The organism is Streptomyces sp. NBC_01171 (assembly GCF_045039805.1).
In the GTDB taxonomy this organism is placed as follows: Bacteria; Actinomycetota; Actinomycetes; order Streptomycetales; family Streptomycetaceae; genus Streptomyces.
The window spans coordinates 4,278,906-4,303,904 of record NZ_CP108609.1; the positions used below are offsets into that span (position 1 = coordinate 4,278,906).

At 71.8% G+C, this 24,999-nt stretch carries 18 protein-coding genes; 11 read left to right on the plus strand and 7 right to left on the minus strand.

Annotated features, from left to right (window positions below):
• The first annotated feature begins 161 nt into the window (after positions 1-161).
• The 3 genes from OG448_RS19760 to OG448_RS19770 are packed head-to-tail and all read left to right on the plus strand — an operon-like array spanning position 162 to position 4,341.
• Positions 162-1,622, plus strand: coding sequence for a sodium:solute symporter (locus OG448_RS19760; RefSeq protein ID WP_405555577.1), 1,461 nt, complete (start codon positions 162-164; stop codon positions 1,620-1,622).
• 56 nt (positions 1,623-1,678) lie between these two features.
• Positions 1,679-2,650 (plus strand): agmatinase, encoded by a 972-nt coding sequence (speB, locus tag OG448_RS19765; protein ID WP_086691293.1) that lies wholly within the window; start codon positions 1,679-1,681, stop codon positions 2,648-2,650.
• A gap of 5 nt (positions 2,651-2,655) precedes the next feature.
• Entirely contained in the window at positions 2,656-4,341 is a 1,686-nt protein-coding gene (locus OG448_RS19770; protein ID WP_405555579.1) for a thiamine pyrophosphate-binding protein, read from the plus strand.
• A gap of 69 nt (positions 4,342-4,410) precedes the next feature.
• On the opposite strand, the gene OG448_RS19775 is transcribed toward OG448_RS19770, so the two are convergent.
• The gene (locus tag OG448_RS19775) at positions 4,411-5,214 is read right to left on the minus strand and encodes an endonuclease I family protein (protein ID WP_405555580.1); all 804 of its coding nucleotides are present in this window, start codon (positions 5,212-5,214) and stop codon (positions 4,411-4,413) included.
• Positions 5,215-5,383: 169 nt separating this feature from the next.
• Positions 5,384-6,073, minus strand: a complete 690-nt coding sequence (locus tag OG448_RS19780; protein ID WP_405555582.1) for an alpha/beta fold hydrolase — start codon at positions 6,071-6,073, stop codon at positions 5,384-5,386.
• A 73-nt stretch (positions 6,074-6,146) separates the two neighbouring features.
• Here OG448_RS19780 and OG448_RS19785 point away from each other — a divergent pair, with 73 nt between their 5' ends.
• The 3 genes from OG448_RS19785 (at position 6,147) to OG448_RS19795 (ending at position 8,540) form a co-directional block, all read left to right on the plus strand.
• Complete coding sequence (locus tag OG448_RS19785) at positions 6,147-6,500, plus strand: hypothetical protein (protein ID WP_405558860.1); 354 nt, start codon at positions 6,147-6,149, stop codon at positions 6,498-6,500.
• Between the two features lie 69 nt (positions 6,501-6,569).
• On the plus strand, positions 6,570-7,493 hold the full coding sequence (locus tag OG448_RS19790) for a serine hydrolase (protein WP_405555584.1): 924 nt from the start codon (positions 6,570-6,572) through the stop codon (positions 7,491-7,493).
• Between the two features lie 54 nt (positions 7,494-7,547).
• Positions 7,548-8,540, plus strand: a complete 993-nt coding sequence (locus OG448_RS19795) for an esterase-like activity of phytase family protein (protein ID WP_405555586.1) — start codon at positions 7,548-7,550, stop codon at positions 8,538-8,540.
• Here OG448_RS19795 and OG448_RS19800 read toward each other — a convergent pair.
• Complete coding sequence (locus OG448_RS19800; protein WP_405555588.1) at positions 8,527-8,823, minus strand: hypothetical protein; 297 nt, start codon at positions 8,821-8,823, stop codon at positions 8,527-8,529. The genes OG448_RS19795 and OG448_RS19800 overlap by 14 nt on opposite strands.
• Before the next feature lie 156 nt (positions 8,824-8,979).
• Between OG448_RS19800 and OG448_RS19805 the strand changes: the two genes are divergently transcribed.
• The 4 genes from OG448_RS19805 to OG448_RS19820 all read left to right on the plus strand — a co-directional run bounded on the left by OG448_RS19805 (position 8,980) and on the right by OG448_RS19820 (position 16,722).
• The gene (locus OG448_RS19805; RefSeq protein WP_405555590.1) at positions 8,980-12,699 is read left to right on the plus strand and encodes an ABC transporter ATP-binding protein; all 3,720 of its coding nucleotides are present in this window, start codon (positions 8,980-8,982) and stop codon (positions 12,697-12,699) included.
• 107 nt (positions 12,700-12,806) lie between these two features.
• Positions 12,807-13,196 (plus strand): hypothetical protein, encoded by a 390-nt coding sequence (locus OG448_RS19810; protein ID WP_405555592.1) that lies wholly within the window; start codon positions 12,807-12,809, stop codon positions 13,194-13,196.
• Positions 13,197-13,283: 87 nt separating this feature from the next.
• Positions 13,284-14,717, plus strand: coding sequence for a S28 family serine protease (locus OG448_RS19815; protein ID WP_405555594.1), 1,434 nt, complete (start codon positions 13,284-13,286; stop codon positions 14,715-14,717).
• A 163-nt stretch (positions 14,718-14,880) separates the two neighbouring features.
• Positions 14,881-16,722, plus strand: a complete 1,842-nt coding sequence (locus tag OG448_RS19820; RefSeq protein WP_405555596.1) for a glycoside hydrolase family 3 protein — start codon at positions 14,881-14,883, stop codon at positions 16,720-16,722.
• A 177-nt stretch (positions 16,723-16,899) separates the two neighbouring features.
• On the opposite strand, the gene OG448_RS19825 is transcribed toward OG448_RS19820, so the two are convergent.
• From OG448_RS19825 to OG448_RS19840, 4 genes are read right to left on the minus strand one after another with little or no spacing between them, the layout of a single operon-like run.
• Positions 16,900-17,808: a ribokinase gene (locus OG448_RS19825; protein WP_405555598.1), complete on the minus strand. Its 909-nt coding sequence runs from the start codon at positions 17,806-17,808 to the stop codon at positions 16,900-16,902.
• 30 nt (positions 17,809-17,838) lie between these two features.
• Complete coding sequence (locus tag OG448_RS19830) at positions 17,839-19,791, minus strand: substrate-binding domain-containing protein (protein WP_405555600.1); 1,953 nt, start codon at positions 19,789-19,791, stop codon at positions 17,839-17,841.
• Complete coding sequence (locus OG448_RS19835) at positions 19,781-21,313, minus strand: sugar ABC transporter ATP-binding protein (protein ID WP_405555601.1); 1,533 nt, start codon at positions 21,311-21,313, stop codon at positions 19,781-19,783. Before OG448_RS19835 ends, OG448_RS19830 begins: the two co-directional genes overlap by 11 nt.
• A complete protein-coding gene (locus OG448_RS19840) occupies positions 21,310-22,368 on the minus strand; it encodes a LacI family DNA-binding transcriptional regulator (protein ID WP_405555603.1) in 1,059 nt (352 codons plus the stop codon). Before OG448_RS19840 ends, OG448_RS19835 begins: the two co-directional genes overlap by 4 nt.
• 179 nt (positions 22,369-22,547) lie before the next feature.
• On the opposite strand from OG448_RS19840, the gene OG448_RS19845 reads away from it, so the two are divergent.
• Positions 22,548-24,881 (plus strand): ATP-dependent RecD-like DNA helicase, encoded by a 2,334-nt coding sequence (locus OG448_RS19845; RefSeq protein WP_405555605.1) that lies wholly within the window; start codon positions 22,548-22,550, stop codon positions 24,879-24,881.
• Positions 24,882-24,999 lie beyond the last annotated feature (118 nt).

Consider the following 24,999-nt stretch of genomic DNA (forward strand, 5'->3'; position numbering starts at 1 on the left):
GATGAAACGTACACTTCGCAGTCGCTTTCCGGCCACCTATCGTCTAGGCGGAACGGCAGCCGCGGGTACGGGCGGATGTCCCCGCGAACCGCTGCCGTCGACACCCCCACGCCACCGCACGACACGCCACCGGACAAGCGCGCGAAGGAGGGCCCCAACCCATGGCCGTCGACTACACAGTGATCGTCGTCTATCTCGCCGGAATGCTGGCCATGGGCTGGTGGGGCATGCGCCGCGCCAAGTCGAAGAGCGAGTTCCTGGTGGCCGGCCGCAGACTGGGCCCGGCCATGTACTCCGGCACCATGGCCGCCATCGTGCTCGGTGGCGCGTCCACCATCGGCGGGGTCGGCCTCGGCTACAAGTACGGCCTCTCCGGCGCCTGGATGGTCTTCACCATCGGCCTCGGCCTGCTCGCCCTGTCGGTGTTCTTCTCGGCCCGCATCGCCCGGCTGAAGGTCTACACCGTCTCCGAGATGCTGGACCTGCGCTACGGCGGCCGGGCCGGGGTCATCTCCGGCGTGGTCATGTGGGCGTACACCCTGATGCTGGCGGTCACCTCGACCATCGCCTACGCCACGATCTTCGACGTGCTGTTCGACATGAACCGCACCCTGGCGATCGTCCTCGGCGGCTCGATCGTCGTCGCGTACTCCACCCTCGGCGGCATGTGGTCGATCACGCTCACCGACATGGTGCAGTTCGTGGTGAAGACGATCGGTGTGCTGCTCCTGCTGCTGCCCATCGCCGTGGTCAAGGCGGGCGGCTTCTCGGGGATGCGGGCCAAGCTGCCCACCTCGTACTTCGACCCGCTGGGCATCGGCGGCGAGACGATCTTCACCTATGTGCTGATCTACACCTTCGGCATGCTGATCGGCCAGGACATCTGGCAGCGCGTGTTCACCGCCCGCGACGACCGCACCGCCAAGTGGGGCGGCACCGCGTCGGGCACGTACTGCCTGGTCTACGCGGTGGCCGGCTCGGTGATCGGCACCGCCGCCAAGGTGCTCTACCCCAAGCTCGCCAGCCCGGACGACGCCTTCGCCACCATCGTCAAGGACGAACTCCCCATCGGCGTCCGGGGCCTGGTGCTGGCCGCCGCGCTCGCCGCCGTGATGTCCACCTCCTCCGGCGCCCTGATCGCTTGCGCGACCGTCGCCAACAACGACATCTGGTCCCGGCTGCGCGGGATGGTGCGGCAGGGCGGCGAGGAGCACGACGAGGTGAAGGGCAACCGCGTCTTCATCCTGATCATGGGCCTCGGCGTGATCGGCACCGCCATCGCGCTGAACAACGTGGTCGAGGCGCTGACCGTCGCGTACAACCTGCTCGTCGGCGGCCTGCTGGTGCCGATCCTCGGCGGGCTGCTGTGGAAGCGCGGCACCGTGCAGGGGGCGCTGGCCTCCGTGATCGTCGGCGGTCTCGCGGTGATCGGCCTGATGGCGGGCTACGGCATCCTCGCCAACGAGCCCGTCTACTACGGCCTGCTCGCCTCCCTCGCCGCCTACCTGGTGGTCTCCCTGGCCACCAAGCCCACCGACGAACGCGTCCTCGCCGTCTGGCGCGACCGCCTCGCCGGCAAGTCCCCCGAACTCCCGTCCGAACCGGTCCCGGCTCACCAGTAGAGTCGTACGGAAAGCAGTACATGCGCGACGAAGCGCAAGGAAGAAGGCATTTCACGATGAGCAGCTCCGAGACGCCCCGCGGGCCCGTCGACTCCTCCCGCGTCCCGCGCTACGCGGGCCCCGCGACCTTCGCCCGGCTGCCCCGCCTGGACGAGGTCGGCCGCGCGGACGTCGCCGTGGTCGGCGTGCCGTTCGACTCCGGCGTCTCGTACCGGCCGGGCGCCCGCTTCGGCGGCAACGCCATCCGCGAGGCGTCCCGGCTGCTGCGCCCGTACAACCCCGCGCAGGACGCCTCCCCGTTCGCCCTCGCGCAGGTCGCGGACGGCGGCGACATTGCGGTGAACCCGTTCAACATCAACGAGGCCGTCGACACCATCGAGGCCGCCGCCGACGACCTGCTCGGCACCGGCGCGCGCCTGATGACGCTGGGCGGCGACCACACCATCGCGCTGCCGCTGCTGCGCTCGGTCGCCAAGAAGCACGGCCCGGTCGCGCTGCTGCACTTCGACGCGCACCTCGACACCTGGGACACCTACTTCGGCGCCGAGTACACCCACGGCACGCCGTTCCGCCGCGCGGTGGAGGAGGGCATCCTCGACACCGAGGCGCTCTCCCACGTCGGCACCCGCGGCCCGCTGTACGGCAAGCAGGACCTCACCGACGACGAGAAGATGGGCTTCGGCATCGTCACCTCGGCCGACGTCTACCGCCGGGGCGCGGACGAGGTCGCCGACCAGCTCCGCCAGCGGATCGGGGACCGCCCGCTGTACATCTCCATCGACATCGACTGCCTCGACCCGGCGCACGCCCCCGGCACCGGCACTCCCGAGGCGGGCGGCATGACCTCCCGCGAGCTGCTGGAGATCCTGCGCGGCCTCGCCTCGTGCAACCTGGTCTCGGCCGACGTGGTCGAGGTCGCCCCGGCCTACGACCACGCCGAGATCACGTCGGTCGCGGCCTCGCACACGGCGTACGAACTCACCACCATCATGAGCCGTCAGATCGCGGCGGCCCGGAAGGACGCGTAAGCGACGTGACGCACGACCACGACCTGGAACTCCGCCCGACCGAGGCGCAGACGGAGGCGGCCCTGAATCCCCCGCCGGGGCGCAACGGCGGCGACCTGGTCGTGGAGACCCTGGCCGGGCTGGGCGCGACGACCGTCTTCGGCCTGCCCGGCCAGCACGCGCTCGGCATGTTCGACGCGCTGCGCCGTTCCTCGCTGCGCTACATCGGCCTGCGGGTGGAGAACAACGCGGGCTTCGCGGCGGACGCGTACGGCCGGATCACCGGGGAGGCGGCGCCGCTGCTGCTCTCCACCGGGCCGGGCGCGCTGACCTCGCTGGCCGCCCTCCAGGAGGCGGCTTCGGCGTCGGCGCCCGTCCTGGCGATCAGCAGCCAGATCCCGACGGCCGGGCTCGGCGGCGGACGACACGGGTATCTGCACGAACTCCCGGACCAGTCGGCCTCGTTCCGGGGCGTGGTGAAGTCGGTTCACACGGTCCGCTCGCAGTCGCAGATCCCGTCGGCCATCGCGGAGGCGTGGCGGTCGGCGCTCACCGCTCCGCACGGGCCGGTGTGGGTGGAGATCCCGCAGGACGTGCTCCTCGCGGAAACCTCGCTCCCGGTGGTGACGGCACCGGACTCGACCCCGGAGGAACTCGCCCCGCGCGTCGAACTCACGGCGGTGGCAGCCGACTTGCTGTCCCGCGCCGAGCGCCCGGCGATCATCGCGGGCGGGGGAGTCGTACGGTCGGACGCCTCGAAGAAGCTGCGGCAACTGGCGGAGAAGCTGGACGCCCCCGTGGTGACCACCTTCGGCGGCAAGGGCGCCTTCCCCTGGGAGCACCCGCTGTCCCTCCAGTCATGGCTGGAGGACCGGCACATGACCGACCTGCTGGAGGACGCGGACGTCCTGCTGGTGGTCGGGTCAGGGCTCGGTGAACTCTCCTCGAACTACCACACGTTCAAGCCGCGCGGCCGGGTGATCCAGATCGAGGCCGACCTCGGCAAGCTGGAGTCCAACCACCCGGCGCTGGGCATCCACGCGGACGCCCGCCTCGCCGTGCAGGCCCTGCTGGAGACGGTGACCGAGCGGACCGACGCCACGGCACCGGAGCGGGTCCGGGACGTGCTCGCCCGTATCGCCGACCGTATCGCCGGGCAGGAACTGACCCTGGAACAGGATGTGTTGGCGTCCGTCCGCCGGGCGCTCCCGGCCGGCTCGCCGTCCTTCTGGGACATGACGATCCTCGCCTACTGGGCCTGGTCCGCCTTCGACCCCCGCGGCGCCAACACCATGCACTCCGCCCAGGGCGCGGGCGGCCTCGGCTACGGCTTCCCCGCCGCCCTCGGCGCGGCCGCCGCCGACCCCACCCACCCGGTCCTCGCCGTCTCCGGCGACGGGGGCGCCCTGTACTCCATCGCGGAACTGGCGACGGCCCGCCAGTACGACCTCCCCGTCACCTGGCTGATCGTGGACGACGGCGGCTACGGCATTCTGCGCGAGTACATGACCGACACCTTCGGCCAGGCCACGGCGACGGAACTGGCCCGCCCGGACTACGTGGCGCTGGCCGAGTCCTTCGGGGTGCCGGGCGTGCGCACGAGCCCCGAGACCCTGGAGGCGGACCTGACGAAGGCGCTGGCGACGCCCGGCCCTTCGGTGGTCGTGCTCCCCGCGGTCCTGCGGATGTTCGCGCCGACCCACCTGGGCTGACCGGCCGCGCCGGACGCCGGACAGCGGTGAACTTCCCCCGCGCGGGGCAAGTTCACCGCTGTCGTGCGTCTACCAGATCGCGTCGACCCACTCCGGGTGGTCGATGAACGGGTTGCGGTTGTGCTGGTAGGTGTCGTAGATGACCTGGTTGCGCTTCTCCTCGAAGGCGCTCGGCGGGTCCTCGTCGTTCCACTGCTTGAGGACCGACAGTTTGCCGATGTACGGGTTGCTGCCGTTGCTGACCTTCTCGTTGGGCTCCAGGTCGGCGAAGCCGTCGCCCCCGTCGTAGCGGACCGCCATGTAGAGGATCATGCGGGCCACGTCGCCCTTGTCCGCGTCGCGCGGCTCGAAGGAGTCCGAGTCGGTGAGGCTGCCGCCCCCGCCGCTGACCGCGCTGCCGCCGTCGTCGAAGTCCTTGTTGCCACGGATGCTGTTGACCTGTACGTCCGCGGGACGCAGGTGGTGCAGGTCGGTGCCGGGACCGGTCACCTCGCCGAAGTCGCCGTGCGACTTGGCCCACACGTGCTCGCGGTTCCAGTCGCCGGTGCTGCCGCCGTTGAGGGCCTTGGCGCGTGAGACGCCGCTGTAGAGCAGGATCACGTTGCTGCTGTTGTTCGGGTCCTGGTCGGTGACCTTCAGCGCGTCCCAGACCGCCGAGTACGAGATCTTGCTCTGGCTGCTGATGATGGTGTGCAGCGAGGACTTGAGGCTCGCGCCCGTCTTGCCGACGGCGTTCTTGTAGTACGTGGTGTCGTACGAGGTCGTCGTCGCGCTCGCCGGGGAGGCGATCGCCGTGGGCAGGGTGAGGCCGACGAGCAGGGCCGAAACGGCCAGTGCCGGAGCCTTCCAGCGGTGCATGTGCGTCACGGTCATGTGGGGGCCGATCTACGCGGGTTGATTGAGTCGACAACCAGAGAGTGACATGGACATGCATAAATGGCGGTGAAGGGAACGTGACCGTTGTGTGTCGAGACCCGGCAAGTTGCCTGTCATGAGCGTCGTTTGGCGCGACCCCTCGGCGAGCCGGCCGCCGCCCGCGCCGTCACTCCCCGGCCGCCGTGTCGAGCAGCACCTGTGCCAGCTCGCGCGGCCGGGAGAACATCGGCCAGTGGCCGGTGTCCATGCGGACCAGCCGCCAGTGGCCGCCGGCCACCAACTGGGCCACGTCGTCGTCGGGTTCTTCCCCGTCGGGTGCGCAGAGGACGTAGGTCGCCTTCAGGGCGCCGAGCGGTCCGGACAGTGCGGCGGGCTCGGTCAGGGTGCGGCCCGGGTGGGGCGTGGAGTGGGCCACGATCCGGGCGATCTGCTGCTCGGTGAGGTCGTGGCCCTCGAAGTGGGATGCGGGGGCGGGCGGCCAGAAACCGTCGTTCCGGGTCAGGGACGCCTCGATGTCCGGCCACGGCCCGGCGAAGGACTCGCCGTCGGCCGGGACGCTGGAGTCGAGGAACACGGTGTGCGCCAGGCGGTCCCCGATCCGCTCCGCGGCCTGGCCGACCGGGACACCGGCGTAGCTGTGTCCCACGAGGACCACCTCGCGCAGATCCAGCCGCAGGACCTCGTCGACGATGTCCTGCACGTGCGTCTGCTGCCCGGCCGGGACGCCCCGCTTCTCGGCGAGACCGGAGAGCGTCAGCGGATGGGCGCCGTGACCGGCTTCCCGCAGGTGCGGTACGACGTCGTCCCAGGCCCATGAGCCCAGGCGGGCGCCCGGTACGAGTACGAAGTTGACCATGGGGGCACGGTAGCGGTGTTCCCGGGCGCTTGGGCCTTGCCTCCGGGGCAACCCGGCTCGGCTTCAAAGCGCCCTGCGGCCGGCGAGGACGCCCGGTGGCCTCCCTCCGCCAGGTCACCGCCCACCACCCCCAGACCAGCGCCTGACCGACCTGCTGGGCCAACTGGCAATCCACTCGGACGAATTCACGACCCTCTGGAAACGCCACCCGGTCCGCACCTGCACCTCAGGCGAAAAACACCTCAACCACCCGACGGCGGGCCCCATGGACCTGACCTTCGAAACCCTGACCCTCCCAACTCCCTCGGGCCACCGCCTGGTCACCTACACAGCGGAACCGGGCTCGACTTCAGAGCGAGCCCTCCGCGAGCTGACGCAGCCCGCTCCGACGGAACACCCGGTCATCCCTCAATCCGCAGAGCGCTGACAACGGCCGCCCCCACACCTCCACGAACACCAGTGCAACCCTCCCCCCTCCCCAAGAGTCAATCCGTGCATGACGCATCGGATATCACCCCGCGCCCGTAAGGGTGCGCTCGCCGCTGTTCTCGGCGGAGCGCTGCTCGTGCCCGTTGTCGGGGCCGCCCCCGCATCCGCCGCCACCGCGGTCACCTGCACCTCCGCCAAGGCCGGGCTCGCGGCCAAGCTGAGCAAGGACATCACCGCCGCGCTCGCCAACCGCAAGGGCAGTGTCGCGCTCGGGGTGTACGAGCGGTCCACCAACACCACCTGCACGCTGCGGGCGACCAGCGCGTACGACTCCGCCAGTACCGTCAAGGTGACCGTGCTGGCCACCCTGTTGTGGGACGCGAAGAAGCACAACCGGTACCTGACCAGCACCGAGTCCTCGCTGGCCACGGCGATGATCACGAAGTCGGACAACACCGCGACCAGCAAGCTGTGGAAGCAGCTCGGCGCGACGAAGGTCAAGGGCTTCCTGGCGGCCGCCGGGATGACGAAGACGACGCCGGGGGCGAACGGTTACTGGGGCCTGACCCAGATCAACGTCACCGACGAGCAGAAGCTGCTCAAGCTCGTCACCGCCAAGAACTCGGTGCTGAGCGACAACTCCCGTGCGTACATCCTGAAGTTGATGGGCAAGGTCGTCTCGTCCCAGCGCTGGGGCACCCCCGCCGGCGCCCCCTCCACCGTCGCCGTGCACGTCAAGAACGGCTGGCTCCAGCGCTCCACCCACGGCTGGCGCGTCCACAGCCTCGGCACCTTCAACGGCGGCGGTCACGACTACATGATCACCGTGCTGACCCAGGACAACAGCACGATGGACTACGGCGTCACCACCATCCAGAACGTCGCCAAGGTCATCCACAAGGACCTGGTCCCCACCACCGCCAAGACGTCCCTGTACGTCCCCACCAGCACCCCGCGCGAGGCGTTCGTCGCGACCCCGCCGCAGGGCTGATCCTTCACCGGGCGCTCTCCCGCCGGTCACCGTGCACGCCCTACGGTGACCGGCATGCGCACCCGAACCGTGCTCGCGGCCCTCGCCGCCACCACCCTCGCCGCCACCGGCACCGCGAACGCCAACGCCCAGCACAATCACGCCTGTTCGGCGTCCGTCGCCATCGACAGCTTCTCCGACACCCTCGACAAGACCACCTACGACGGCACCTACGTCGGCAACCTCTCCGCCCTCGCCGTCGACCGCGACGGTTCGCTCGCCGCGCTCTCGGACCGGTCCACCCTGTTCCGGCTGGACGCCAAGGGGCCGACCGCAGCCGTGACGCTCCCCGGCGGCCTCGATTCCGAGGGGCTCGCCATCGACCGGGACGGCAGCAGACTGGTCACCTCCGAGACCGAGCCCTCCGTACGCCGGTACTCCCGCGAGGGAAAGCTCCTGGAGCAGCTCCCCGTCCCGCCGGACCTCCGTGTCACCCCCGCCGGCCGGGCCACCGCCAACCAGACCTTCGAGGGCCTCACCCTCCTCCCCGGCGGCCGCACCCTCCTCGCCTCCATGGAGTACGCCCTCGCCGGCGACGACCCCGGCACCGTCCGATTCCAGACCTGGACGCGGGACCACGGCCGCTTCCGCCTCGGCGCGCAGTACGCGTACCGCACCGACGACGCCGGCCTGGGCGTGCCCGAGGTGCAGGCCACCCCCGACGGTCGTCTCCTCGTGCTGGAGCGCGGCTTCGAGGCGGGCGTCGGCAACACCGTCCGGCTCGGCCTCGCGGACCCCCGTCACGCCACCGACACGTCCCGTGTCGAGCACCTCACCGGGCAGCCCGGAGTCCGCCCCCTCCGCAAGACCCCGCTCGCGGACCTCGCCGACTGCCCCTCCCTCGGCGCGACCGCCCGCCAGCCCCAGCCCAATCCGCTGCTCGACAACATCGAGGGGATGACCGTCACGGGCGGCACGCACACCCTCAAGGTGCTCCTGGTGAGCGACGACAACCAGAACCCGGCCCAGACGACCCGCTTGTACCGCCTCCGCGTCAGGACTGGCTGAGACTCCCGTCCGCGTTCCAGTCCGACGGAATCTCCGCCGTCAGACCCAGCGCCCGCGCCCGCTCCTCGACGTGCCGCCGGATCGCGTCGTGCGGATCGCGCCGCCCGCGCCCCACCGCGTGGATCGCCCGGCGCAGATCCTCCGCGCCGTGCAGGTCCGCCGGCCGGACCGGGTAGCTGCCGTCCGGCAGGGACCAGCCCTCCGACGCGCAGTACCGCCGGGCCGCCGCGTCCAGGTCGGCCGCGTCCGGCACGTCGATGTTGCCCTTGGCACCTTCGTTCATACCCGCCTCCAGCACAGACTTCGTACGACGCGACGCATTCCAGCACAAACCCGGACCCCCCGCCCGCCGGGCGACACACCGTCGCCCGGAATACCCCCCCGCACCCCCGTGTTTGTGCCTCACGGAAGATCAGGCAGAGCGACGGAGGACACCCGCGTGGGACCGCAACGAGGATGGGCGCGACGGCTGGCGGGATACGCCTGGCGCCATCCGAAGGACGTCGTCCTGGCGCTGGGCGCCTCGCTGGGCGGGATGGCCGTGCTGGCCGTGGTCCCGCTGATCACCAAGGTGATCATCGACGACGTGATCGGCGACCACACCCGGGACATGGCCCCCTGGGCCGGCGCCCTGGTCGGCGCCGCCGTGCTGATCTACGTCCTCACCTACGTCCGCCGCTACTACGGCGGCCGGCTCGCCCTGGACGTCCAGTACGACCTGCGCACCGGGATGTACGACACGATCACCCGGCTCGACGGCCGCCGCCAGGACGAGCTGTCCACCGGGCAGGTCGTCGGCCGGGCCACCAGCGACCTCCAGCTCATCCAGGGCCTGCTGTTCATGCTCCCGATGACCATCGGGAACGTCCTGCTCTTCCTGATCTCGCTCGGCATCATGGCCTGGCTGTCGCTCCCGCTGACCCTGGTCGCGCTGGCCGTCGCCCCCGCCCTCGGCTGGATCGCCAGCCGCAGCCGGACCCGGCTGCACCCCGCCACCTGGTACGCCCAGGCCCAGGCCGCCGCCGTCGCGGGCGTGGTCGACGGCGCGGTGAGCGGCGTACGCGTGGTGAAGGGGTTCGGGCAGGAGGAGCAGGAGACCGGGAAGCTGCGCGAGGTCGGCCGCAGGCTGTTCGCGGGGCGGCTGCGCACCATCCGGCTGAACAGCAGGTACACCCCCACCCTCCAGGCCGTCCCCGCGCTCGGCCAGGTCGCGATGCTGGCCCTCGGCGGCTGGCTCGCGGTGCGCGGGCACATCACGCTGGGCACCTTCGTCGCCTTCTCCACCTACCTCGCCCAGCTCGTCGGCCCGGTCCGGATGCTCGCCGTGGTCCTCACCGTCGGCCAGCAGGCCCGCGCGGGCACCGAACGCGTCCTGGAGCTGATCGACACCGAGCCGGTACTGAAGGACGGCACCAAGACCCTCCCCGCCGACGCCCCCGCCTCCGTCGAGTTCGACGACGTCTCCTTCGGCTACGACCCCGGGCGCCCGGTGCTCGACGGGCTCAGCCTGGAGATCCGCCCCGGCGAGACCCTCGCCGTCGTCGGCTCCTCCGGCTCCGGCAAGTCCACCCTCTCCCTGCTGCTGCCGCGCTTCTACGACGTCACCCACGGCGCCGTCCTGGTCGGCGGCCACGACGTGCGCGAGCTGACGCTCGACTCGCTGCGCGCCGCGATCGGCCTGGTCCCGGAGGACTCCTTCCTGTTCTCCGCCACCGTCCGCGAGAACATCGCCTACGGCCGCCCCGACGCCACCCAGGACGAGATCGAGGCCGCCGCCCGCGCCGCCCAGGCCGACCGGTTCGTCAGCGAGCTGCCCGAGGGGTACGACACCAAGGTCGGCGAGCACGGCCTGACCCTCTCCGGCGGCCAGCGCCAGCGCCTCGCGCTCGCCCGCGCCCTGCTCACCGACCCCCGCCTGCTGGTGCTGGACGACGCCACCTCGGCCGTGGACGTACGGGTCGAGCACGAGATCCACGAGGCGCTCGCTCACGTCATGGCGGGCCGCACCACCCTGCTGATCGCCCACCGCCGCTCCACCCTCAGCCTCGCCGACCGCATCGCCGTGCTGGACGGCGGCCGCCTGGTCGACCTCGGCACCGACGAGGAACTCCAGGAGCGCTGTCCGCTCTACCGCAGGCTGCTCACCGACCCCGACGAGCTGGGCGCACCCTCGCCGGGCCACGCCCGCCCGGCCGAGCGGACCGAGGACACCTCCGTACGCGAGGAGCTGGACGCCGAGTTCGACGCCGAGCGCGGGGTCACCCCCCGGCTGTGGACCGGCGACCGCACCCCCAGGGAACAGACACTCTCCAGCACCCCGGCCACCCCCGAGCTGCTCGCCCAGGTCGAGGCGCTGCCCCCGGCCACCGACACCCCGGACGTGGACGAGGCCCGCGCGGTCCGTGCCGAGGACTCCTACGGGCTGCGCCGCCTGCTGCACGGCTTCGGGCGCCCCCTGCTGGTCAGTCTGCTGCTGGTCGCCGTCGACGCCGGCTCCGGCCTGCTGCTGCCGGTGCTGATCCGGCACGGCATCGACGAGGGCGTGACCCGTACCGCCCTCGGCGCGGTCTGGGCGGCCTCCCTGCTCGGCCTGCTCACCGTGCTGGTGCAGTGGACCGCGCAGTACGGCGAGACCCGGATGACCGGCCGCACCGGCGAGCGGGTGCTGTACGCGCTGCGGCTGAAGATCTTCACGCAGCTCCAGCGGCTCGGCCTGGACTACTACGAGCGCGAGCTGACCGGCCGGATCATGACCCGGATGACTACGGACGTGGACGCGCTGTCCACGTTCCTCCAGACCGGCCTGGTCACCGCGTTCGTCTCGGTCGTCACCTTCTTCGGCATCATGGGCGCCCTGCTGGTGCTCGACATCCAGTTGGCGCTCGTCGTGTTCGCCACGCTGCCCCCGCTGATCCTCGCCACCTTCTTCTTCCGCCGGGCCAGCGTGAAGGCGTACGAGCTGGCGCGGGAGCGGGTGTCGGTGGTCAACGCCGACCTCCAGGAGTCGGTGGCGGGCCTCCGGATCGTGCAGGCGTTCCGCCGCGAGCGGGACGGTGGGCGCCGGTTCGCCGAGCGCAGCGACTCCTACCGGCAGGCCCGTATCCGGGGCCAGTGGCTGATTTCCATCTACTTCCCGTTCGTGCAGTTGCTGTCCTCGGTCGCGGCCGCCGCCGTGCTGATCTCGGGCGCCGGGCGGGTGGAGGCGGCCACGCTGACCACGGGCGCGCTGGTCGCCTACCTGCTCTACATCGACCTGTTCTTCGCCCCGGTGCAGCAGTTGTCCCAGGTCTTCGACGGCTACCAGCAGGCCACGGTGTCGCTGGGCCGCATCCAGGAGCTGCTGCGCGAACCCGCCTCCACCGGGGCCGCCGACGCCCCGCTGGAGGTGCTCTCGCTGCGCGGCGACATCGCCTTCGAGGACGTGTCCTTCGCGTACGGCGACGAGGAGGAGGCGCTCACCGGCATCGACCTGACCATCCCGGCCGGACAGACCGTGGCGTTCGTCGGCGAGACCGGCGCGGGCAAGTCGACCCTGGTCAAGCTGGTGGCGCGGTTCTACGACCCGACCTCGGGCCGGGTCACCGCCGACGGCACCGATCTGCGCGCCCTCGACCTCACCTCGTACCGGCACCGGCTCGGGGTGGTGCCGCAGGAGGCGTACCTGTTCCCCGGCACGGTCCGCGACGCCATCGCCTACGGGCGGCCCGACGCCACCGACGCCGAGGTGGAGGCGGCCGCGCGGGCGGTCGGCGCGCACGAGATGATCGCCACCCTCGACGGCGGCTATCTGCACGAGGTCGCCGAGCGCGGCCGCAACCTCTCGGCCGGCCAGCGCCAGCTCATCGCGCTCGCCCGCGCCGAGCTGGTCGACCCCGACGTGCTGCTGCTGGACGAGGCGACGGCCGCGCTGGACCTGGCCACCGAGGCGCAGGTCAACCACGCCACCGACCGGCTCGCGGGCCGCCGTACCACCCTGGTGGTGGCCCACCGGCTGACCACGGCCGCCCGCGCCGACCGGGTCGTGGTGATGGAGCACGGCCGGGTCGTGGAGGACGGCCACCACACCGAACTCCTCGCCCGCGACGGCCGGTACGCCGACATGTGGCGGACCTTCATCGGCCAGTCGGAGCCGGAGGAGCCGGTCGGCGTCATCTCCTGAGCGACGCGTTTCCCTGACGGCCGCGCAACCATCCGGCATACCTGACGCGTCCGTACACCAGTACGTAGATCGCAAAAGTGTGCCCATGGGGCGGGGAGGGGCGACCGGTGAACGGTGGGGCGATACGGCGGTTGGCGGCACTCGGCGCGACCGCGCTGTCCCTGTCCGGGGTGTTCGCCCTCGCGGCCCCCGCCACCGCCGAGGCGGCGACCGGCGGGCGGTGCGCGGGACGCGAGGTGCGTGCCCTGCCCTTCCCGACCGGCACCGTCCACCTCTACCGGAGCAACGGCTACGTGTGCGCCACCACCGTCGCCAAGAAGCCCGGCTCCGGCGTCCTCCTGGTCAGCGTGCAGGCGCGCGGCAACCGGCCGGTGACCGACCGGGGCCGCTACAAGCACCACGCCGGACCGGTGACCGTCCACGCCGGGCACCGGTGCGTCAAGGTGCACGGGGCGGCCGGCCGGGGCTCCGTCAGCTCCGGCTGGATTCTGTGCTGATCGCGCCACGCGACCAACCCCCTCTGGTGTGAAGACAGTTGCTCGGATAGCTTCCGGCGGACATCTGTCTCACAGGGGAGAGTGCGCATGCGCAAGGCGCTGAGATGGCTGCTGGCGCTCACGGTGCTCATCGGCACACTGGGCACGGCGGGCACAGCGGGGGCGGCCACCACCGCACCGCCGGCACCCACGGACATCAAGGACCGGCTGCTGGCGATACCCGGCATCAGCCTGGTGGAGGAGAAGCCGTACACCGGCTACCGCTACTTCGTCCTGAACTTCACCCAGCCGGTCGACCACCGGCACCCGGACCGGGGCACCTTCCAGCAGCGCATCACCGTGCTGCACAAGGACGTGAGCCGCCCGACCGTCTTCTACACCGGCGGCTACAACGTCTCCACCACGCCGTCGCGCCGAGAGCCCACCCAGATCGTGGACGGCAACCAGGTCTCGCTGGAGTACCGCTTCTTCACCCCGTCCCGCCCCGCCCCGGCCGACTGGCCCAAGCTGGACATCTGGCAGGCCGCGAGCGACCAGCACCGCGTCTACGAGGCGCTGAAGCCGCTGTACTCCGCCAACTGGCTGGCCACCGGCGGCTCCAAGGGCGGCATGACGGCCACCTACTACGAGCGCTTCTACCCCCGCGACATGGACGGCGTCGTCGCCTACGTCGCCCCCAACGACGTGGTCAACGACGAGGACTCGGCCTACGACCGCTTCTTCGAGCACGTCGGCACCAAGGAGTGCCGCGACAGGCTGAACGCCGTCCAGCGCGAGGCCCTGGTCCGCCGCGAGCCGCTGGAGCGGCGGTACGCGCAGTACGCCGCCGACAACGGCTACACCTTCACCACCATCGGCTCGCTGGACAAGGCGTACGAGGCCGTCGTCCTGGACTACGTGTGGGGCTTCTGGCAGTACAGCGGCCTCGCCGACTGCGACACGATCCCGTCCGGTGCGGCCACCGCGACCGACGACGCGATCTGGGACTCGGTCGACACCATCTCCGGCTTCTCCGCCTACACCGACCAGGGGCTGGAGCAGTACACGCCGTACTACTACCAGGCGGGCACCCAGCTCGGCGCGCCCACCATCCACTTCCCGCACATCGAGCGGAAGCTGATCCGCTACGGCTACCAGCCGCCGCGCAACTTCGTGCCCCGCTCCATCCCGATGCGCTTCCAGCGGGGCGCCATGCGGGACGTGGACTCCTGGGTCCGGCACGACGCCCGGCACATGCTCTTCGTGTACGGGCAGAACGACCCGTGGGGCTCGGAGCGGTTCCGCCCCGGCGCGGGCGCCCGTGACGCCTACGTGTTCACCGCGCCCGGCATGAACCACGGCGCGAACGTCGCCGGGCTCGTCGCCGACGAGCGGTCCTTCGCCACCGCCCGCATCCTCAAGTGGGCCGGCGTGGCGTCCCCGGCGGTCCAGGCCGACCCGTCGGCGGCGAAGCCGCTGGCCCGGTTCGACGGCCGGCTGGACGTACGGGACGTGGAGCGCGAGCCCGCGCTGCGCCCGTAGGGCAGGGGGGGAGGGGGCGCCGGTTCTCGTCCGGCGCCCCCTTCGCCGTTTACGGTCGCGCTGGGTGATGCCCCGTGAGTTCCCTTGACGGAAAGAAACTTCCCGGATATTGGTGACTTCCGAAAGTTTCCTTCAGCGGTTCTCTCCTTCGGAAGGGGCGCACGTGCACCACACCAGCACGGGAAGCACGGGAAACACCGCGGGGCCCTCCAGACGGTCCCTGTTCGCGAGCGCGGCCGGCCTCGGCGCCGCGCTCGCCGTCCCCGCCGCCTCCGGCAGGGCCCACGCCGCCGCCCCGGACGACGCGGCGCTGCGCGCGATCATCGCGCGGATGACGCTGGAGGAGAAGGTCGGCCAGCTCTTCGTCTCCCGGATCTACGGCCACTCCGCCACCGCCCCCGACCAGGCGGACATCGACGCCAACCTGACAGAACTCGGCGTCCGCACCGCCGACGAGCTGATCGAGCGGTACCGGGTCGGCGGCATCATCTACTTCACCTGGGCGCACAACACCCGCGACCCGCACCAGATCGCCGCCCTCTCGGGCGGCATCCAGCGCTCGTCGCTGTCCCGGCCGCGCGGGCTGCCCATGCTCATCGCCACCGACCAGGAGCACGGCGCCGTCTGCCGGATCGGCAAGCCCGCGACCCTGCTCCCCGGCGCCATGGCGCTGGCCGCCGGCCGCTCCCGCACCGACGTCCGCACCACCGGGCGCATCTCCGGCACCGAGCTGCGCGCGATGGGCGTCAACCAGGACTACGCGCCCGACGCCGACGTCAACGTCAACCCGGCCAACCCGGTCATCGGCGTACGGTCCTTCGGCGCCGACCCCGCCCTCGTCGGCGCCCTGGTGGCGGCCGAGGTGAAGGGGTACCAGGCGGCCGGAGTCGCGGCCACCGCCAAGCACTTCCCGGGCCACGGCGACACCGCCGTCGACAGCCACACCGGCTTCCCCGTCATCACGCACAGCCGGGAACTGTGGGACAAGCTGGACGCGGTGCCGTTCCGGGCCGCCGTCGCCGCGGGCATCGACTCCGTGATGACCGCGCACATCCAGTTCCCCGCGCTCGACCCCTCCGGCGACCCCGCCACCCTCTCCCACCCGATCGTCACCGGCATCCTGCGCGGCGAACTCGGCTACGACGGTGTGGTCATCACCGACTCCCTCGGCATGGAGGGCGTCCGCACCAAGTACGGCGACGACCGGGTGCCGGTGCTCGCGCTCAAGGCCGGGGTCGACCAGCTCCTCAACCCGCCCTCCATGGACGTGGCCTGGAACGCGGTGCTGGCCGCCGTCCGCAACGGCGAGCTGACCGAGGCCCGCGTGGAGGAATCGGTTCTCCGCATCCTGCGCATGAAGGCGAAGCTCGGCCTCTTCCGGCCCGCCCGCCCCTTCCACGGCGGTGTCGACCGGATCGTCGGCAGCAAGCAGCACCTGGCGGCCGCCGATCGCATCGCCGACCGCACCACCACCCTGCTGGTCAACGAGGGCCGGCTGCTCCCGCTGGACCGGCGCAGGCAGCCGAAGGTCCTGGTCGTCGGCGCCGACCCGGCCTCCCCGTCCGGCACCACCGGCCCGCCCACCGGCGTACTGGCCGCCGCGCTGACCGAACTCGGCTTCAAGGCAACAGCGTTGTCCACCGGCACCGCACCCACGGCGGACAGCATCGCCAAGGCGGTCAAGGCCGCTCAGGACGCCGACGCGGTGATCGTGGCCACGTACAACGTGACCGCGGGCAGCTCCCAGCGCACCCTGGCCCGACGGCTGCTGGCCACCGGCCGCCCGGTGATCGCGCTGGCGATCCGCAACCCGTACGACGTCGCCCAGCTCACCGAGGTCAAGGCGCACCTGGCCGCCTACTCCTGGACCGACGTCGAACTCCGGGCCGCCGCACGGGTGATCGCGGGCCGGGTGAAGCCGCGCGGCAAGCTCCCGGTGCCCATCGCGCGGGCGGACGACCCGGCCAAGGAGCTGTATCCCCTCGGCCATGGCCTGAGCTACTAGGGGCCCGCGAAAAAAATCTTCCACGGGCGTGCAACCCTTCGCCGCCACCCGGTGTCGTACTACGCGTCGGGGCTTCGGGGGGGATTCCGTGGGGGGATTGCGAAGCTCCGGCACGTAGGGGGAAAGCCGAGGGGGCGTCCCCGGTCACATCGACCGGGGACGCCCCCTCGAAACTTCTCAGGCGTCCAGCGCCGCCACTTCGGCCGCCGTCGGGTACGACTCCTGCGCCCCGCGCCGGGTCACCGCCGCCGCGCCGACCCGGGCCGCGTACGCCGCCGCCTCCGCCAACTCCCCGCCGGCGCCCAGCCGCCAGGCCAGCGCGGCCGTGAACGCGTCCCCGGCACCCGTGGTGTCCACCGCGGCCACCGTCACCGACGGCACCGCCCGCGCGCCCGAGGCGTCGCACACCAGCGCGCCCTTCGCGCCCAGCGTCACCACCACCGAGCGCGGACCGAGGGCCAGCAGACGCCGGGCCCAGTCGGCGGGATCGTCGCCGCTCTCCCCGTCACCGAGCAGCACCCGCGCCTCGTGCTCGTTGACCACCAACGGATCGCAGGCGGCCAGCACCTCGTCGGGCAGCGGGCGCGGCGGCGACGGGTTCAGCACGAAGCGGGTGCCCTCGGGCAGCGCCCGCACCACGGCCGCCACCGTCTCCAGCGGGATCTCCAACTGCGCCGACACCACCCGCGCCGCGCCCAGCACCCCGGCCGCCGCCCGTACGTCGTCCTCGGTGAGGCGGGCGTTGGCGCCGGGGGAGACCACGATGCTGTTGTCCCCGGACGGGTCGACGGTGATCAGCGCGACCCCGGTCGGCGCCCCGCCGGACAGCACGGCCGTCGTGTCCACCCCGGCCGAGCGGAGCGAGTCCAGCAGCAGATGGCCGTGACCGTCGTCGCCGACCCGTGCGAGCAGCGCCGTACGGGCGCCGAGGCGGGCGGCGGCGACCGCCTGGTTGGCGCCCTTGCCGCCCGGATGGACGGCCAGGTCACCGCCGAGCACCGTCTCCCCGGCACCCGGCCGCCGCTCCACCCCGACCACCAGATCGGCGTTGGCGGACCCCACGACCAGCAGGTCGTAGTCGTACATCAAGGCTCCCTTACGGATGTTGAGGCGCGGTCAGCCGGAGAAGCCGGCCACGTTCTCGCGGGTGACGACCTTCACCGGGACCTTCACCATGGGCGCGACCTTGCCGCCGTCCAGCGCCTTGAGGGCGTTGGTGACGGCGATCCGGCCGAGCTGGGTCGGCTGCTGAGCCACCGACGCGTACAGACTGCCGTTCTTGACGGCCTTCAGTCCGTCCGGGGTGCCGTCGAAGCCGACGACCTGCACCGACTTGCCCGCCTTCGCGCCGAGTGCCTTGATCGCGCCGAGAGCCATCTCGTCGTTGGCCGCGATGACGCCCTGCACGTCGGGGTGGGCCTGGAGCAGGTTGGACATCACGTCCAGACCCTTGGCCCGGTCGAAGTCGGCGGGCTGCTGGGCCAGCACCTTGATGCCGGGGAACTGCTTCAGTCCCTTGGCGAAGCCCTCGGCCCGCTCGCGCGCGGCGGAGGTGCCCGCCTGGCCCTGGAGGACGACGATCCGGCCCTTGCCGCCGAGCTTCTCCGCGACCGTCTTCGCGGCCAGCTCGCCGCCCGCCACGTTGTCGGAGGCGACCAGCGCGGCCACCTTCGCCTTGTTGACCCCGCGGTCCACGGCGATCACCGGGATGCCGGCCTTGCCCGCGGCCTTCACCGAGTTGCCGGCCGCGTCGGAGTCGACCGGGTTGACGATGACCGCGCCGTAGCCGGAGCTGGTGAAGTTCTGGAGCTGGTCCGCCTGCTGGGAGGCGTCGTCACGGGCGTCGGTGACGGTGAGGTCCACGCCCCGCTTCTTCGCCTCCGCCTGGGCGCCGTCCCGGATCTGCACGAAGAACGGGTTGTTCAGCGTCGACAGCGACAGGCCCAGCTTCGGGTTCGCGGGGGCCGAGCGGTCGTGCAGGAAGGAGGTCGCGCCGACGATCGCCACCGTCACCACGGCCGCGAGCCCGTAGGTCGCCGCCTGCTTGCCCCGGTTCCCGCCGCCGGTACCGGCCGCCACCGGGGTCGCCCCCGCCTTGCGGCGCACGGTGTCCAGCAGCACCGCCAGCGCGATCACGACACCGATCACGACCTGCTGCCAGAACGCGGAGACGGAGAGCAGGTTGAGGCCGTTGCGCAGCACCGCCAGGATCAGCGCGCCGATCAGGGTGCCCGACGCCTTGCCGGTGCCGCCCGCCAGCGAGGCACCGCCGATGACGACGGCCGCGATGGCGTCCAGCTCGTAGCCGTCGGCGGCCTGCGGCTGCGCCGAGGACAGCCGGGAGGCCAGCACCACACCGGCCACGGCCGCGAACACCCCGGACAGCGCGTACACGGCGAGCTTCTGCCGTTTCACCCGGAGACCGGAGAGCCGCGCGGCCTCCTCGTTGCCGCCGATCGCGTACATCGACCGGCCGATGTAGGTCCGCCCCAGCACGAACGCCGCGAGCAGCCCCATCACCACCATGACCAGCACCGGCACCGGCAGCCAGTTGCCGAGGGTGTCCCCGAGGTGCGAGACGGAGTCGGGGAACGGGATCGGCACGCCCCCGGAGATCACCAGCGACAGACCGCGCGCCACCGACAGCATGGCCAGCGTGGCGATGAACGGCGGCAGCTTCCCGTACGCCGTCAGGAAGCCGTTGACCAGGCCGGCCGCGATGCCCGTGGCGAGCGCGAGGACCACCGCGAGGGCGACCGGTACGCCGTGCGAGGTGGCGCTCCAGGCCAGCACGGTCGCCGACAGCGCGGCCACCGAGCCCACCGACAGGTCGATGCCCGCCGAGACGATCACGAAGGTCACACCGAAGGCGAGGATGGCCGTCACGGCGGCCTGCACACCGATGTTGAGCAGGTTGTCGGTGGTGAGGAAGTCCCCGGAGAGCACCGACAGGGCTATGACGAGGACGATCAGCGCGGTCAGCGCGCCGTTGTCGAGCAGCAGTCGGCCGAAGCCGCCCGCCGCGGAACTGCCGGAGTCCGCCCGGCTCTTGAGGGTGTCAGTGGCCACCGGGGGCCTCCGTTTCGGTACTGGGGTCGGTCGTGGGGGTGCCCACGGCGAGGGACATGACGGCGTCCTGGGTGGCCTCGGCGGCCTCGAGTTCGCCCGCGATCCGGCCCTGGGCCATCACCAGCACCCGGTCGCTCATGCCGAGCACCTCGGGCAGGTCGCTGGAGATCATCAGGACGGCCGCGCCGGCCGCGGTGAGTTCGTTGACGAGCTGGTAGATCTCGACCTTGGCGCCGACGTCGATGCCGCGCGTCGGCTCGTCGAGGATCAGCACCTCGGCGTCGGCCAGCAGCCACTTGCCGATGACGACCTTCTGCTGGTTGCCGCCGGACAGGGTGCGCGCGTGCTGGCCGAGGCCCGCCATCCGCACGTTCAGCCGCTCGGCGATCCGCCCGGCGGCCTCGTACTGGCCCTTGCGGTCCACCAGCCCGGCCCGGCTGGCCGAACGCAGGGTCACCAGGCCCAGGTTCTCCGCCACGGAGGCGTCCAGCACCAGGCCCTGGCCCTTGCGGTCCTCGGGCACCAGACCGATCCCGGCGGTCAGCGCCGCGTCCACGTCGTGCCGGCGCAGCGCGGTGCCGCGCACCTTCACCGAGCCCGCGTCGTACGGGTCGGCGCCGAACACCGCCCGCGCCACCTCGGTACGGCCCGCGCCGACCAGCCCGGCGATGCCGACGACCTCACCGGCACGCACCTCGAAGCTCACGTCGTGGAAGACCCCGTTCCGGGTCAGCCCCTCGACGGCGAGCAACGGCTCGCCCCGCTCGGGGCGTTCCCGCGGGTACTGCTGCTCGATGGAGCGGCCCACCATCAGCCGGACGAGTTCGTCCTCGGGCGTGGACGCCGGGACCTGGCCGACGCTGCGGCCGTCCCGGATCACGGTGACCCGGTCGCCGAGCGCGGCGATCTCGTCCAGGTGGTGGGTGATGAACACGATGCCGACGCCGTCCGTGCGCAGCGAGCGCACCAGCGCGAACAGCCGGCCGACCTCCTCGGAGGTGAGCACCGCGGTCGGCTCGTCCATGATCAGCACGCGGGCGTCCAGGCTGAGCGCCTTGGCGATCTCCACCATCTGGAGCCGGGCGATGCCCAGTTCACGCACCCGGGTACGCGGGGAGACGTCCAGCCCGACCCGCTTCAGCAGGACCTCGGCGTCCGCCTCCATCCGCCCCCGGTCCACCATGCCGAACCGGCGCGGCTGGCGGCCCAGGAAGATGTTCTCGGCCACCGTCAGATCCGGGACCAGGTTGAACTCCTGGTAGATGGTGGCGATCCCGAGCGCCTCCGCGTCCCGGGCGCTGCGCACCCGGACCTCGGTGCCGTCGACCAGGATGCGCCCGGAGTCGGGCGGGCAGGCGCCGGAGAGGGTCTTGATCAGGGTGGACTTGCCCGCGCCGTTCTCGCCGAGCAGGACATGGACCTCGCCCCGGCGCAGGCCGAAGTCGACGCCGTCCAGCGCGACCACACCGGGGAATGCCTTGCGGATGCCCTCGACGCGCAGCAGTTCGTCGGGATCGCTCACGGTGTGCTCCTCTGCACGGGGGTGCTCCTTCGCATGGGGGACGTGGGAGGAATGAGTACGGGCGCCGGTGCCCCGCACGAGCGGCGCACCACCAGCCGGGCGTCGAGGGTGACGGACTCCGCGGTCCGCCCCTCGATCCGGTCGACCAGGGCACGCACGGCGGCCCGGCCCAGGTCGCCGGTGGGCTGGGCGATGGCGGTGATCGGCGGGTCGGTGTGCACGAACCACGGGATGTCGTCGAACACCGCCAGCGCGATGTCGTCCGGCACCCGCAGCCCGCGCGCCCGGATCGCGTCGAGCGCGCCCAGCGCCATCAGGTTGTCGGCGGCGAACACCGCGTGGGGCGGTTCGGGCAGGTCGAGGAAGCCCTCGGTGACCCGCCGCCCGCTGGCCGCCTGGAAGTCGCCGTGGCCGATCAGGTCGTCGGTGAGCGGCAGCCCGTACGCGGCCAGCGCGTCCCGGAAGGCGGCCACCCGCTCGCTGCCGGTCGTGGTGCCGGCCGGGCCCGCGATGATGGCGAGCCGCCGGTGCCCGAGCAGGTGCAGATGCGCCACCAGGTCCCGTACCGCCCGCCGTCCGTCGGCCCGGACCACCGGGACCTCGGCGCCCGGGATCCAGCGGTCCACGAAGACCACCGGGGTGCCCGCGCGGGACGCGTCCAGCAGCAGCGGGGAGTCGCCGGGGGCCGGGGAGACCAGCAGACCGTCGATCCGGCGGTCCAGCAGGGTGCGGACGTGATGGTCCTGGAGATCGGGGCGCTCGTCGGCGTTGCCGATGATCACGCTGTACCCGAGGGCGCGGGCCGCCTCCTCCACCGAGCGGGCCAGCTCGGTGAAGTACGGGTTGAGCACATCGCCGATCACCAGACCGAGGGCGTGGGTCTGGTCGGTGCGCAGGGAGCGGGCCACGGCGTTGGGCCGGTAGCCCAGCGCGGCCACGGCGGCCAGCACACGGGAGCGCGCCTCGGCGCTCACCGAGGGATGAGCGTTCAGCACGCGCGAGACCGTGGCGACGGAGACACCCGCCGCGGCGGCGACGTCCTTGATGCTCGCCATCGACGGCTCCACCTCCTTGTGGAATCGTTTACAACGACGTGTCCGGAGGATTGGAATCGATTACACGGCCTCCGGACAAGCCCCTCCCCGGTGGCTGAAATCAGATCGTGATGAACCCTGCTCAGATGAGCGCGACCGGTACGCGGTTCACTGTCCGCCCCCGCCGGTACCGTCGCCCCATGGCGCGACAGACGGGGAACACCACGGGCGAACGGCAGTTGGCCGAGTTGGAGGGTGTGCTGGAACGCATCACCTACGCCGACGAGGAGACCGGCTACACCGTCGCACGCGTCGACACCGGCCGGGGCGGCGGCGACCTGCTCACCGTGGTCGGCGCGCTGCTAGGCGCCCAGGTGGGGGAGTCGCTGCGGATGCGCGGCCGCTGGGGCTCCCACCCGCAGTACGGCAAGCAGTTCACCTGCGAGAACTACACGACCGTCCTGCCCGCCACGGTCCAGGGCATCCGCCGCTACCTCGGCTCCGGCCTGGTCAAGGGCATCGGCCCGGTCTTCGCCGACCGCATCACCCGGCACTTCGGCCTGGACACCCTGAAGATCATCGAGGAGGAGCCGAAGCGTCTGATCGAGGTCCCCGGCCTCGGCCCCAAGCGCACCGCGCGCATCGCCGACGCCTGGGAGGAGCAGAAGGCGATCAAGGAGGTGATGCTCTTCCTCCAGACCGTGGAGGTCTCCACCTCCATCGCCGTGCGCATCTACAAGAAGTACGGCGACGCCTCCATCTCCGTGGTCAAGAACCAGCCGTACCGGCTCGCCGCCGACGTCTGGGGCATCGGCTTCCTCACCGCCGACAGGATCGCCCAGTCCGTCGGCATCCCCCACGACAGCCCCGAACGCGTCAAGGCCGGCCTCCAGTACGCCCTCTCGCAGTCCACCGACCAGGGCCACTGCTACCTGCCCGAGGAACGCCTCATCGCGGACGCGGTCAAGCTCCTCCAGGTCGACACCGGCCTGGTCATCGAGTGCCTGGCCGAGCTGGCCGCCCCCGGCGAGGAGGGCGAGGAGCCCGGCGTCGTACGGGAGAAGGTGCCCGGACCGGACGGCGGGGAGCCGGTCACCGCCGTGTACCTCGTCCCCTTCCACCGGGCCGAACTCTCCCTCGCCGCCCAGGTGTCGCGGCTGCTGCGCACCGGCGAGGACCGGATGCCCGCCTTCCGGGACGTGAACTGGGACAAGGCGCTCGGCTGGCTGAAGGGCCGTACCGGCACCGACCTCGCGCCCGAGCAGGAGGCCGCCGTCCGGCTCGCGCTCACCGAGAAGGTCGCCGTCCTGACCGGTGGCCCCGGCTGCGGCAAGTCCTTCACCGTCCGCTCGGTCGTCGAACTCGCCCGCGCCCGGCGGGCCAAGGTGGTGCTCGCCGCGCCCACCGGACGCGCCGCCAAGCGGCTGGCCGAGCTGACCGGCGCCGAGGCGTCCACCGTGCACCGGCTGCTGGAGCTGAAGCCCGGCGGGGACGCCGCCTACGACCGCGACCGCCCGCTGGACGCCGACCTCGTGGTGGTGGACGAGGCGTCCATGCTGGACCTGCTGCTCGCCAACAAGCTGGTCAAGGCCGTACCGCCCGGCGCCCATCTGCTCTTCGTCGGCGACGTGGACCAGTTGCCCAGCGTCGGCGCCGGGGAGGTGCTGCGCGATCTGCTGGCCGAGGGGAGCCCGGTGCCCGCCGTCCGGCTCACCCGCGTCTTCCGCCAGGCCCAGCGGTCCGGCGTGGTCACCAACGCGCACCGCATCAACGCGGGCCAACACCCGCTCACCGAGGGACTGGACGACTTCTTCCTCTTCGTCGAGGACGACACCGAGGAGGCCGGCCGGCTCACCGTGGACGTGGCCGCCCGCCGCATCCCGGCCCGCTTCGGCCTCGACCCGCGCCGGGACGTCCAGGTCCTCGCGCCGATGCACCGCGGCCCGGCGGGCGCCGGCGCCCTCAACGCCCTCCTCCAGCAGGCCGTCACCCCCGGCCGCCCCGAGGTGCCGGAGAAGCGGTTCGGCGGCCGGGTCTTCCGGGTCGGCGACAAGGTCACCCAGATCCGCAACAACTACGACAAGGGCGCGAACGGCGTCTTCAACGGCACCGTGGGCGTGGTGACCTCACTCGACCCGGTCGAGCAGCGCCTGACGGTGCGCACCGACGAGGACGAGGAGGTGGGGTACGAATTCGACGAACTGGACGAACTGGCCCATGCCTACGCCGTGACCATTCACCGCTCCCAGGGGAGTGAATACCCGGCCGTGGTGATCCCGGTCACCACCGGTGCCTGGATGATGCTCCAGCGGAACCTGCTCTACACGGCGGTCACCCGCGCCAAGAAGCTGGTGGTGCTGGTGGGTTCGCGCAAGGCGATCGGGCAGGCCGTACGCACGGTGTCGGCAGGCCGGCGGTGCACGGCGCTCGACTTCAGGCTCGCCGGTTCCGGACGCGTCGGCGAAAATGATCGATCAAATGAGTCACGAAGGTCACAGAGCCTTTCCGGATGCCCCGCCCAGGGGGCAGGATGAGCAGGTTGACGGCACTGAGTGCCGCCAGTGGGCCAAGTGGCGACCCCGAGTGCACTCTCCTGAGCCAAATGGGGGATGGTAGAGACAGTCAGGGCACCTCGAAGATGAGGCACTAAGT